At 40.2% G+C, this 12,822-nt stretch carries 11 protein-coding genes and 1 tRNA gene; 6 read left to right on the forward strand and 6 right to left on the reverse strand.

Going from position 1 to position 12,822, the window contains the following annotated elements:
- Window positions 1-41: 41 nt before the first annotated feature.
- Window positions 42-1,331, reverse strand: coding sequence for a Gfo/Idh/MocA family protein (locus NK987_RS07205; protein ID WP_259263283.1), 1,290 nt, complete (start codon window positions 1,329-1,331; stop codon window positions 42-44).
- Between the two features lie 195 nt (window positions 1,332-1,526).
- Between NK987_RS07205 and NK987_RS07210 the strand changes: the two genes are divergently transcribed.
- The 5 genes from NK987_RS07210 (at window position 1,527) to NK987_RS07230 (ending at window position 5,082) form a co-directional block, all read left to right on the forward strand.
- Window positions 1,527-2,384: a hypothetical protein gene (locus NK987_RS07210; RefSeq protein ID WP_259263284.1), complete on the forward strand. Its 858-nt coding sequence runs from the start codon at window positions 1,527-1,529 to the stop codon at window positions 2,382-2,384.
- Window positions 2,385-2,552: 168 nt separating this feature from the next.
- Window positions 2,553-2,626: transfer RNA gene (locus NK987_RS07215), tRNA-Asn, on the forward strand.
- 314 nt (window positions 2,627-2,940) lie between these two features.
- The gene (locus NK987_RS07220) at window positions 2,941-3,813 is read left to right on the forward strand and encodes a hypothetical protein (RefSeq protein WP_259263285.1); all 873 of its coding nucleotides are present in this window, start codon (window positions 2,941-2,943) and stop codon (window positions 3,811-3,813) included.
- 629 nt (window positions 3,814-4,442) lie between these two features.
- A complete protein-coding gene (locus tag NK987_RS07225; protein ID WP_275982423.1) occupies window positions 4,443-4,724 on the forward strand; it encodes a type II toxin-antitoxin system HigB family toxin in 282 nt (93 codons plus the stop codon).
- A 1-nt stretch (window position 4,725) separates the two neighbouring features.
- Window positions 4,726-5,082 (forward strand): helix-turn-helix domain-containing protein, encoded by a 357-nt coding sequence (locus NK987_RS07230; protein ID WP_258424607.1) that lies wholly within the window; start codon window positions 4,726-4,728, stop codon window positions 5,080-5,082.
- Window positions 5,083-5,161: 79 nt separating this feature from the next.
- Here the strand turns inward: NK987_RS07230 and NK987_RS07235 are convergent, their stop codons facing one another.
- The 5 genes from NK987_RS07235 to NK987_RS07255 all read right to left on the reverse strand — a co-directional run bounded on the left by NK987_RS07235 (window position 5,162) and on the right by NK987_RS07255 (window position 10,083).
- Window positions 5,162-5,413 carry a hypothetical protein gene (locus NK987_RS07235; protein WP_113924153.1) on the reverse strand — a complete coding sequence of 84 codons (252 nt, stop codon included), beginning with the start codon at window positions 5,411-5,413 and terminating at the stop codon, window positions 5,162-5,164.
- Between the two features lie 135 nt (window positions 5,414-5,548).
- Complete coding sequence (locus tag NK987_RS07240; protein WP_259263286.1) at window positions 5,549-7,642, reverse strand: penicillin acylase family protein; 2,094 nt, start codon at window positions 7,640-7,642, stop codon at window positions 5,549-5,551.
- A gap of 261 nt (window positions 7,643-7,903) precedes the next feature.
- Entirely contained in the window at window positions 7,904-8,584 is a 681-nt protein-coding gene (locus NK987_RS07245) for a hypothetical protein (protein ID WP_259263287.1), read from the reverse strand.
- A gap of 86 nt (window positions 8,585-8,670) precedes the next feature.
- Window positions 8,671-9,468 carry a hypothetical protein gene (locus NK987_RS07250; RefSeq protein WP_258424611.1) on the reverse strand — a complete coding sequence of 266 codons (798 nt, stop codon included), beginning with the start codon at window positions 9,466-9,468 and terminating at the stop codon, window positions 8,671-8,673.
- Window positions 9,469-9,525: 57 nt separating this feature from the next.
- Window positions 9,526-10,083, reverse strand: coding sequence for a hypothetical protein (locus tag NK987_RS07255; RefSeq protein WP_259263288.1), 558 nt, complete (start codon window positions 10,081-10,083; stop codon window positions 9,526-9,528).
- Between the two features lie 292 nt (window positions 10,084-10,375).
- Here NK987_RS07255 and NK987_RS07260 point away from each other — a divergent pair, with 292 nt between their 5' ends.
- Window positions 10,376-12,805 carry a TonB-dependent receptor gene (locus NK987_RS07260; RefSeq protein WP_259263289.1) on the forward strand — a complete coding sequence of 810 codons (2,430 nt, stop codon included), beginning with the start codon at window positions 10,376-10,378 and terminating at the stop codon, window positions 12,803-12,805.
- The last annotated feature ends 17 nt before the right edge of the window (window positions 12,806-12,822 follow it).

Below are 12,822 nucleotides of genomic sequence, written 5' to 3' on the forward strand. Positions count from 1 at the left end.
CTTTGTTGTTTGATGGGTAAAAGTTAATGATTATGAAGAAATTATGCACCGATGAGGTTCCATTTTTCCCTGTATGGTCTGAATAACAATTCATTGGCACCGCCATCTTTTAGGAACAGTTCTTTCTTGGCATCCCATTTCAAAGATTTTTCCTGTTTGTATGAAATCAATGCCAAATGCATTGGAAGGGTCATTCCTCTCGCATATTCAAGATTGGATTCAGGTTGCTGACGGGATTTGACGGCATCGAGGAAATTCTGTTGGTGGCCTGGAGATCTTGGGATGGATTTGGCGATTTCTGGAATATCAGTCAATGTTTGGCCATTCATGTGGATGGCTATCGTACTGTAATCACAGATGAGATTTCCTTTTGTGCCTTCGAAATAAGCACCTATTCCCATTTTGTCGGCACCTTGAACCGGTGGAGGCGTGGAGGTCCAATGGATTTTGAGTTTTTTGAATTTGAAATCCACATCGATCCATTTTGGGGTATCGCCTACGCCTTCCGATTTTTCACCTTTTGCTGATATGGATTTCAAGCCGGTAGGCGCAATGGACATCCACACCACATCTGCAATATGGCACCAAAAGTCCTGAAAAACACCTCCCGAATACTCCATAAAATATCGGTAAGTGAAATGACATTTTTCAGGGGCGTATTCTGAATAGGGGGCAGGTCCTAGCCACATGTCCCAATTCAGGTTTGGCGGAGGGGTTTGATAGTTGAGCTTTTCGATGAGAGGGGGTTCGCCGGTTTTCCAAAGCCTGACCGTTTTGATTTTCCCCAACTCCCCGGATTGGATGAGCTCGGCCACACGGTGGTAATTATCTCCGGCGTGGATCTGTGTGCCCAACTGAAAAACCCTGTTGTTTGACTTTTGCGCAGCCAACATCAACTGTCCTTCTCTCAGTGAGTAGGAAAGCGGCTTTTCTCCATAGACATCTTTGCCGGCTTGGAATGCCAAAATAGCGATCTGTGCGTGCCAATGGTCCGGAGTGGCGATGGTGACAGCGTCGATATCCTGCCTTTCCAGGACTTTTCTGAAGTCAGTATAAATCTGGGCTTTAGTATCAGGATGGATCTTTTTGAGCTGGGATAAAGCTTCCCCGGCGTGTTCTTCGTCGACATCACAGAGGGCAACAATCTCAGCTTCGGGTAAGTTGGCAAACCAATTCATATGTGCCAACCCCATTCCCCCCAATCCGATGTGGGCTATCCTGACCCGGTCAGAGGCGGCTGCTTTCAGACCCTGGAATGGTAAAAACTGAAGTCCCAAAGCAGTAAGGACAGAGTAGCGTACAAAATCCCGCCTATTGATGTGTTGACTCATAAGATTGGTTTTTTGGTTGGTGGCTGAATTATTGGAACTTCATTTACATTTTTGATCTCAATTTAAAAAAAATACATGTGTGATTTTTATCTCCTTCCTCAAGATTGGCTTTTGTTTATATTTATTGAAATATAAACGGGTAAAAGTTGCCATAAATGGCTGATAACCAATTTTGAAAATAGGTGTTGTATAGATATGATAAAGAAGCTTTTTGATTTGCAGATTGGAACTTTCGATTTATTGGATGAACACTGGGAAAGCGACTCCGTGTCAAAATGGATCAGCAATATAGTCGTTCTATTTTTTGTAGGAGGTTTGCTGATGGGGCTTCTTTCCTACCTTAATATTCTTCATTTTGGGGAGAAGTTTACTGCCTTCTTTGCAATAGAACTGGCTTTCAACGTGCTTCTGGTATTTGAAGTGTTGGGATTGATTTTTCTGATTCCAAAGTCTGTCGCGGATTCTGTAGGAAAGCAGTTTGAGATTGTTTCCTTACTCTTGCTGAGGGATGCATTCAAGGAGTTTGGGCATTATCTGGGAGACATGACCTGGGAGGTTGGGTTTTTGATGGAACTACTCCCCATTGTGTCCGATGCCTTTGGAGCGGTCCTGATTTTTTTGATCACAGGGCTTTTTTATCGGGCACAAAAACATATCCGAATTACCAGGACATACGAAGAGCAAAAAGGATTTGTATCCATCAAAAAGCTGATGTCCATTTACCTGACAGTTTCATTTATACTTTTGGGGATTTATGACATTTTCACGGCCTATCAGACCCATGAGTTTATTTACAGCATCAAGCTGTTTTATACACTGTTGATATTTACGGATGTGTTTATCCTTCTTTTTTCACTGAGGTACACGACCAAGTATTATAACCTTTTCAGGTATTCCTCCTTTGCTTTGGCGACGATATTCCTGAGACTGACTTTGTCTGCCCCGGCTTATTATAATGTTTTGTTGGCGGTGATTGCTGGCTTGATGGTTTTGGGAGTTACCTACATCTATAACAAGCTTTTGGTAAAGCAAGTGGGGGAGGCGAAGGAATAAGAAGTGTGTGTAGGGATAAAAAATAAAAATAAGTCCCTGATTTATAGGAATAATTAATTTGCAGTTGATATTATTCCAATTTTTTTGTGGAGTCAGTTTGGAAAAAATGGCTTAACCTGCTAATATTGCATCACCTTAGACCAAAGGGTCTAATAAAATCAATAAAATTCCTCCTTAGCTCAGTTGGTTAGAGCACATGACTGTTAATCATGGGGTCCTAGGTTCAAGCCCTAGAGGGGGAGCAAAAGCCTCAGAGAAATCTGAGGTTTTTTCGTTTAAAAAGGGCTTCAGAACGTGATTCTGAGGTCTTTTTCCTTTTCAAGGGCAGTTGCTAATTTAACAAATGTTGCAACACACGGGATGGAGAAAAGCGCTGATTTTGGTGCTTTTTTTCTCACTTGCGTTCAAATGCGTGCAACTTTTTAGCGTGCCGAAAGCCACAACTTCAAACGTTATGGCAGTTATATAAATCCATTTCATTATTCCTTTGATTTGATAAACAGATATTTTCACTAAATAACTTTGAACAAAGTTTTTAATTTAAGAAATATAGGGTATGAAAAAATGGTTTTTACTTTCACTGATCCTGATTTTCCCCCGGTTTTCATTCTGCCAAAACGGAACAAATTCGATAAAACATGTGGATAAGATGAACTTAAAAGGGGCTGTCAAAACTATTAAACACACAGCTTATGAACCGATAAGTATTGAATCCGACAGCATTAACCTGCTAAAGTTCGACTTTTTTGGCATGCATAATTATATCCATAAATTCGATATACAAGGTTGGCTTCTTGAAAAAACTGAATTGAAACTTAGGGAAGATCAGCTAATTCCTTCTGGGATTTGGACCTATGACTATGATGAAGAACATCGGCTTGCCAAAGAATCTTACATTTTTGATGCAATTGACGGTTCTGATACAGCAACCTTCGAATATACTTATCCTTTTGATAGCTTAACTACTGTTGTTGAAAAACGAAAAGGTGAATTCCAAAGAATCTATCACTATAAACTAGAAAACAGGACCGAAGAATTTATCACCATCAACAGTGATAGTTCTTATATTAGTAAATCTTTCTTCGAAATGGATGCCCAAAGAAGAATCATAAGAAAAGAGGATTACAGCAATGTTTCCAGATTACAAAATTTGACCATCAATTTTTATCAAGATGAAATTTTCAGGACACCTAATAAGGTCTTGATAACCCACTTCAAAAGTGGACAAGTTTATCTCACTGAAAATCTACTCGATGAGCAAGGTAATATTACCAGTCAAAAAAATATCTCTTTGAATACTGGAGAATTCAAAACAACAACCTATACCTATATTTATGATACAACTGGCAATTGGATAGAAAAAAAAGAATTTATTGACAATCGCCCAAGAAAGGTCTTTCGTAGAGAGATTGAGTATTACTTATATTAAGTAGCAGATATCAAATTTGCTACAAAAGTATAATCCATAATAGAGGAAAATGGCGAAAACGCAATTATAAAAATTCATGATTTCGATATTTTAGAATTATACAAATACGGATGAGTCTCAAATAGAATTAGCAGAAAAAATTTTTGCAAAGGCCAAAGAAATAGGAGGTCTACCTGATGAAATGTTTGCACAGGTCATTTTGACGCCAAATCAACAAAATGATCCTAGAAGAATTAAGGATGTAAAATTTATCATTGAAGTTTTAGTGCATGAAGGTCTATTAACTTCAGAACCAAAAAAGAATAGTAATTTTATATAACCTTCACCCAACTCTATTCATTTTGATGATTATTCTAAATTTTTACATTTTAAAAAAGAAGAACAGGAGAAGGAGAAAATAAAGGAAGAAAGAGATCAAAAAAAATATGATCTTGAAATATAAAATCTTCATTTACAAATAGATACCCAAAAAAAGTGGTTCTGGATTGCTATTGTGACTGCCGTAATTGTTGAAGTGGTTAGGATATATTTTTCATGGAAGTAACATTAAAAATATATCTTTAAAGTTTTCTTTTAGTGAACTTTTTGTAATTTTGACTGTGTTTAATATTGTCACAAGAAAAACTCTTTTGGAATATTCCATAAAATACCCTCAGGCAGCCTCTGCACTGTTTGAATGGTATCATGAAATCCTAAAGTCGGAGTTTAAAAGTTTCAACGATTTAAAAAGTGTTTATAGAAATGCAAGTCTTGTTGGCGACGATAGAGTAGTATTCAATATTATGGGCAACAAGTACCGCTTAGTTGTGAGGTTTGTCTTTGATTTCAAAGTTGTTCAAATCAAATGGTTTGGTACCCATAAAGAATATGACAAAATAGATGTAGCATCAATAGTCTTTAAGAACAAATAATATGGAACTGACAATAATTAAGTCTGATGTTCAATATGAGGAATATTTGAATTGGATAGATGAAATGTTTAACAAACAAATAACTCCTGATACTGCTATAGGGAAGCAAGTAGAAGTAGCGCTGTTATTGATCAAGGATTATGAAGATAGAAACTTCCCCATCCCATTACCCGATCCCATAGATGCGATCAAATTAAAGATGGATGAATTGGGAATGAAAAACAAAGATTTGGTAGGGAAGGTTGGGAGTAAAAGTTATATCTCAATGATTTTAAACCGTAAAAAGCCACTTACTTTGGATTTGGCCAAACTATTTCACAAGGAGTTGAAAATTCCTGCAGAAATACTCCTTTCTTGATTCCCGGAAAGGTTTTTAAACAATAGTTTTATTTTTAGAGGCAGTGTCCTCAGATTCCAAAACCTTTTGACAATCTCCCCTACACCACCCTTGTCTCAGAATACAGGTCGTAAGCAGCTACCAAAAGTTGATGGTCGGGAGCCTGACCATAGCGGGCAAAATTTTTCAGTTCGCTCCGCTGTTCGATATAAACCGGGATGTAGGTGCGGTCCAGTTCATCCCAAATGACCAATAGATAGGCGAAAGGTGTTTTGCTCAATCGGCCTTTTGCGAGCCATTCCTCAAAAACCGATTCATCTAACGCATTAGGATAGCTTGGGCCTTCAAACATGATTTGATTGTTTTATTATGAATTTCAAAGATAAGGATTGGTTGAATTATCCATTCCAAAAGGTGACGAATGAGGTCTTGCTGATTTGTGGTAATTTGAAAGTTTTTTTCCCTCACCGGAAGGCAAAAAATCAAATCACTTCTTACCTCCCGGATTATAAATCTCTTTCGCTGTTTTCAGGACTTCGGCCTTATCCAAAGTCATTGGCTTTAATTTTTGACCGAGGAAAAGTTCCATCTGATCATCAAAGTGGGGGCTGTCAGGGTCATTGCTTGCTCCGAAGACATTGATGGTTTCGATCTTTGGAAGTCCCGCACCGAAGCGGACCATCATAATGTAAGATTCTCCTTGTGTTCCTTTTCTCATCCCGTTTTCCCAAGGCAATGAACGCATGGCTGTAATCACATCGTCGATTCCCTGCAGCGGTAGCGCCTTGTCTCCTCTTACGAGTTTTTGGTATTCTCCCAAAGTCACCAATTCCTTTCCAAAATGGGTTTTAAAATGATTTTTGGCAGCTTTGAGACTTTCCACAGATTCTTCTTCTGTAAGGATGGTTTCCCAACTCCTCCCATTTTCAGCAAATTTGTCCCACCAATAGTAGTATACAAAAGCAAAAACTGCCGCGCCTTCACTTTCGATTCCTGAGCGTTTGTCCCAGTTGTTGATGGTTTCGATCTGCTTTGCGATTTCGGGATATTTGCTTGGGTTTAGGCCAAAAAGAGATTCCATATTGGTACGGAAAGCCAGTTTTTCGGGCAATTGTCCATCGTACTTGATTTCTTTGAAATGCTCGTAGGAAATCCTCCCCGTGTCGGGCATCAATTCACGGAATCGGGTCGATCTGTTATTGTCCCGCAAGAGGTAATCCATGGATTTGGGGTAATTGTCCGGATTGAGATTGTCTGCCAATCCACTCGCCTTAAAAGGAGAATGGTTGGTGTTGAATAAAAATCCCGAACCCGGATTGTATTGCTGTGGCAAATCTTTGAAGTCATGGTACTTGGTCCATAAGGCTTTTTTGGTATTTCCGGCCACCGTTCCGGTGAAATCTATGGATGGATCTCTGATGGGGATCAGGCCATTGCTGACATAAAAAATCGTATCATACTTGTCTGCATATACCGTGTTGAAACTTGTAAGTTCCATCCGTGACATGGCTTCGCTGAATTCTCTAAAATTCCTCGATTTGTTCATTCTCCACCATTGCTCCGGTGCTCCGATTCGCTCCAAGGCACCCAAGCGGATTGAAAATGTTCCTTGTTCAGTAACCAAGGTAGGACCGTAAATGCTTTTCCAGATTTTCTTTGGAAAGGGAATCGTGATCAAATCCCAGAGTTTTACCCTAAGCCAAACTGTCTCTTTTTCCAATTCCAACCATTCTCCATCTACTTGGTATTGATCCTCATTTTCGGGATTCATTTCCAATTGGTACAGATCCAAGAGATCGGGGAAATTAACCGTGTGTGCCCATCCAAGATTTTCATTTACTCCATGAAAAATCATCGCTCCACCCGGGAAAAGTCCCCCAAGAATATTCCATCCTTCCTCTGAATGGAGGTGTGCTTCATACCAAGCTACAGGTCCGTCCAGGGGTTGGTGGGAATTGATGGCTAGAAATGCCTCACCGGAGTCTGTCCGGGAAGGGTGAATGGCAATTGCGTTTGAGCCTTTTGGATCGGCATCAAATGGTACGGTTTCTACTTTTCCGGAGACGATTTGTTGAACCGCCCGATCTGCTCCTGACATCTGTGCAAGGGAGAGAATATATGCCGCCGTTATTTCTTTGGTATTGACAGGAAAGGCTTTTTCGAATAAAACTTCTTCAGGATGTGCCAATGCAAAGTCATTCATTCCGGCAGCATAGGCTTCTAAAATCGCTTTGAATTCCTCTGAATAGGCCGATTCATATTTGGCCTCTGCGATTTCAACGGTTTGGAGTAAATGTCCAAAAAAATCCACCGCAGCTCCGTCTTGACCATAAACCCTTCCCAACATTCGCTTCCCGGCAAGCAATGTTTTTTGGATAGTTTCAAAATCATCTTCGGCATGTGCCCAAGCCAAACCGTAGGCGACATCGGAATCTGTTTGTCCGAAAATATGCGGCACTCCAAATTCATCGCGAACGATTTGGACCTTTGAGGTATCCCAACCTGAATGATCATATGGGGAGTCACAAGAAAAAATTAAAAAGTGAAAGAGCAGGAAAAGCCTGGATCGGAAGATTTTCATAGGTGATGATGGATGTAAAGAATACCGTGCAAAATGCGTTTTTATTGTAAACAAAAAAAACGGCCACGTGGCCGTTTTTTAAATCAAGATTTGATTCCTACAGACCCGAAGAGGTATGTAGCATTGCAATTTTATTTCCATGAAGAAAAAACATATTAGAAATAATAATGAAACATATCTTAATTCATATAAAGTATAAATCAATGTTTAATTAACTCCCATTTCAAAAGAAAAGATTGCCGTAAAGGCAAGTTATATTCCTCATTTTCTTTGTCCGGCCTTGATCCGTAGGTTTGGGATAGTCTGGAATGCATATTCCTGGATGAACATTGCATGGGATTCTTTATCTGCCTGCAATTTTACCCATCCATAATGGTATTCACCGTTGACTCTTACACTGAGACCCACAAAATAATCCCCGTCAGGTGCCCACGGACCCGACCATTGGTCAGGCTGATTCTCGGTTATGGTCCTGACCATCATGGAACCGGTAAACACACTCCACGATGATCCTTCAATTGCAGATGCTTCACTGATTTCCAGACATGAAGTCAACGGGGCGATCTCTTCGTTGGTCAACATTACCTTCGAATCTCTGAGAGAATTAATCTGAAAATACTCCCTGACTCCCTGATCAAACCCCACAGACATGACATTGATCGAAAAATCCGGGATATCGTCTTCGTTTAGGTCTAGGAGATAGGTTTGGTGCCGATGGACGGGATATGCTTCTTTGAGCACATGGTGGTTTATTGTCACAATAGTAGGTGCGTCCATGTCTTCATTGCAGGAAGAGAGTAGGAAGGGTATCATCACAGGTAAAACTGCCCATATCCTGCTTTGAGAAAATACCTTGTTGGCTTTGCACTTTCCTATCAAGAAGACAAATGCCTTGATCAATTTAGAGAAGGCAGGGCCTTGATTTAAAATAGTAGGTTTCATTTTTAAGAATAGTTGGTTTAAGGATTGAGTATTCGATCAATTGTGGTATTTCTAAGTCAGGAAACGAATAGAGATTTTTTTTCCTTTTAGCCAATCACTTCCTGCAGCAGCAGGGCAGTGCAGATATTTGCCATCAAAAACCTTTCTTCTTTTCCCAATCCCTGTACAAAATAGACTTGACCTTTGTCGGCAAGATTGACCGCAGCAAGAGGCCGGCCCGAAGGGTCACGAATTTCCAGCCCAATGGACCCAAAAGGCATTTCCATAGCTTTTCCATTTTGATTCAGGATACTCGTCACCGGGTAAATACTGTAGTATTCTCCGCTGCTTAGGGAAACTATTCCTCCCTGATTTTTGGGTTGTCGCTGAACCCTGTCGTTGTCCAAAATCAGTTGCCAAGGTTCGGAGGTGTTACCGGAATAGATCTGAGCAAAATAGATACTTGACGAATTCCCGTTTTTTAATTCAAGCAAGTCTATTCCAAAAGAAAGAGGCCCTTGGTCGTTACCGATCATGAGGTCGGCTGCTTGGAATCGTGAAACGCAGAAAACAGAAGAAGCTTGCTGTCCTCCGTCTGAAAGGTCAAATCGGATTGTTTGCTTTCTGTCAATATACTCTCTCCCGATAATATTCAAATACTCCCCTGTGACAGGGCTACCGATACCAAATCCGGCGTAGCTGTTAGTACCTTTGGTCCAAGAGCGGTTAACATCTGTGGTGTGGAAATCCCCAAAAGCTAATTTTTGGTTGATCAAAAGCCCGGTTCGACCTTGGACAGGCAAGCTTTCATGTCCTTGCCAATAGTCACCTCGCAGGGCTAAATTAACTTGGCCACAACCGGCAAAAAGAAGAAAGCAAAAGAGTATGATGAAATATCTGTTCATAATTTTCCCAATTGAAACTAAAATGGTTAGAATATTATATATCGACATTTTGATGTCCTAAAGGTCTATTTCTAGCGTCACAATGGTTTGGTCCCGAGGAATGGTTTCTCCTTTTGCTTCCATCCAAGTAGCATTGTTTCTGTCAAAATACCTGATGATATGGGAAAACCTGAGCACTTCGTTTGCCTTTACCATTTCGGAAATATTTTTTTGGAAAAGCAGAGGTGAATCTGGATTTGGAAATTCCCTCAGTTCGCGAAGGTTGAATGCGGTATCCCACAGGATGGTGTTTTTGCCATCTTCCATGTTTTCAAGAGATAAAGTCAGTTGAAGAGAGGCTTTTGTACCGTCAAAAATTTCTTCACTGTAATCTTTAGCCTTTGCGACTCTAAAATCAATCTGATGATCCATTTGTTCTAATGGATATTGAGGTAAAAGATCATCTCCGGGACTACATGCCAATAAGGATGTAATGACGACAATAGGTAGAAAACACAGGTTTTTCCTGTTTTTGGGGGATTTGTACCGTGTATTTAATTGAAGCGGGAGGGAATGTGTTTCCGGCGGATTTGAAAGACTTCCTAGGGTTTTTTCCCGAAAAATAGTTGGTTTCATTTTTTTAAGAATTATAGTTGGTTTAGAATTTTTTTTCCATCGAAATGGATAAAAATATTTCTTCAAATTTTGCTCCTAATTTTTAATAATCTGTTAATCAATAAGTTAAATCAAAAAACGGATTGATATATATGTGCGTTTATGAACAGATTGTTTCTGGATTGGAACAAATCAAACACATAAATAAATTTTTTATTAGAATTGATCTAAATAAATTTTGGATAAAAAACTGTCATTTCTTAATATTGTATTCTTATTTAAAATTAATCCAAATAAATACTATAGTTATAAAATGAAACTGGTTTTTTCGATAGTAAGTGCATTGTTAATAGGGATGAATGTCTCATTTGCCCAAAAGAATATGTTGAAAGGAAAGGTCTTGGATGAGACCAATCAGGCTGTTCCCGGTGTGGCTTTAATCTTAGAAGGTACAGTGAGAGGTGTACAATCTGATCTTTCAGGAACCTACACGATGAGGGATATTCCTGGAGGTGATTACGTGCTCAAGGTCAACATGCTTGGCTATGAGGAAATCAAGGTTCCTTTTTCGATAAAAGATGCTGAAAACCGAGAACTGAACATCACCTTGAAAGAGGCACCACTTTCTTTGGATGCGTTTGAATTTACTGTAAGCAGAGGAATCATGGGACAAGAACGGCTTCCTGAGGTCGACCGTTTTCGGATAAATGCCGGAAAGAAAAATGAGGTAATCCGGGTGGGAGAGATCAATGCCAATCTTGCTATGAACAATAGCCGTCAGATTTTTAGCCGGACGCCGGGTATTTCCATTTGGGAAAATGACGGTTCGGGCATACAGTTGGGAGTAGCAGCCCGAGGTTTAAATCCAAACAGGTCTTGGGAGTTTAATGTCAGGATGAACGGATATGACATTACCCCTGATCCTATGGGATATCCAGAGGCATATTTCACTCCTCCCATGGAAGTAGTGGAACAGATTGAAATTGTCAGGGGTGCGTCCTCTATTCAATATGGCTCGCAATTTGGCGGATTGATGAACTTCGTGATGCGTAAGCCTGATAAATCCAAGCGGTTTACTTTCGAAACATTAAACACTGTAGGGAGCAATGGACTTTTCAGTACTTTCAATTACCTGGGAGGTACCGAAGGTAAATGGAATTATACCGCTTATTATCAAAAGAGGGTAGGGAATAGCTGGCGAGACAACAGTTATTTCAATACTGACCATGCACATGTGGAAGTAAATTATGCCGCCAACAACCGCCTTTTGATCGGCCTCGAAATGACCTACATGACTACAGAAAGCCAACAACCTGGTGGTTTGACAGATGAGCAGTTCAATAGTGATCCAAGAAAAAGCACTCGTGAAAGGAATTGGTTCAGCACACCTTGGTTTATTCCTGCATTGACAGCGGAATATATCTTGACTGAAAATACCAAGCTGAGCTGGAAAGCTTTCGGGACTTTTGCGGAAAGGAATTCTGTGGGTTTTATGCGTCCCATCAACCAAGAGGATGATTTGGGCAATAGACAGGTAGACAGGGATTTTTACACGACCTATGGATCTGAAGTAAGAATGATCACCGAGTATTCATTGTTTGGCAAATCAAATACCTTGGCAGCCGGACTGCGCTATTTCAATGGATTTATTGACAGAAAGCAATTAGGTACAGGTGACAATGGTACCGAAATGAACTTTGACCTTATAAGCGGAGGTGTTTTCAGAAGGGATTTTGATTTTACCAATATCAATCAAGCAGCATTTGCTGAGAATGTATTCAGGTTTTCAAACAAATGGCTTTTGACCACCGGGCTGAGGTATGAAAGGATTTCTTCCAACATGGAAGGGTTGTTTAATATCGTCAATGAGCAAGAGCAGATTTTGCTACCTCAAAACAGAACAAGGAATTTCCTTTTGGTAGGAATTGGTTCAGAGTATAAAATCACACCTTCCATGGAGTTTTATACTAATTTTTCCCAAGCATATAGGCCTGTTTTGATTTCTGACCTTACTCCGCCGGCCACTACTGATATTATCGATGAAAACCTGCAGGATTCAAGGGGTTTCAATTTTGATTTTGGATACCGAGGAGCAGTACAGAACTGGATGAAGTTTGATGTCGGGTATTTTTACCTGAACTATGCAGACAGGATTGGCACCATTGCACAACAGAATAATGATGGCACGATCAATCAGTTTAGGACTAACTTGGGCAACTCGGTAAGCCAAGGCTTTGAAGGATATGTGGAGTTTGACCCCGTGACAGCATTGACCAAAACGTCTAAGTTTGGTTACCTTCACCTTTTTGCATCACTTGCTTTTGTCGATGCGAGGTATGGTGATTTTGCTACGACTTCGGTTAGGGAAGGTGTTGTCGTCGAAGGCAATCTAAAAGGAAACAGGGTGGAAAATGCTCCCCGAAAAATCAACCGATACGGAGTGACCTACCGATACAACAGGTTTTCTGTAACCTGGCAGCTGAGCGATGTCGGAGATGCATTTTCTGATGCTTCCAACACCGTTGCGCCAAATGCTGCCTCTACCGTTGGACTGATTCCTGCCTACCGGGTACAGGACATTTCTGCCTCCATGGATATAAAGAGAAAGTATATCCTGAAGGCAGGAGTCAACAACCTAACCAATGAAATGTACTTTACCAGAAGAGCGGGAGGTTACCCGGGACCGGGAATTATGCCTGGGGAGGGCAGGACAATTTATTTCACCTTTGGATTGAAATTGTAATTTGTGAGCTATATTCA

It is taken from the genome of Aquiflexum gelatinilyticum, from assembly GCF_024813435.1.
Taxonomy (GTDB): Bacteria; Bacteroidota; Bacteroidia; order Cytophagales; family Cyclobacteriaceae; genus Cognataquiflexum; species Cognataquiflexum gelatinilyticum.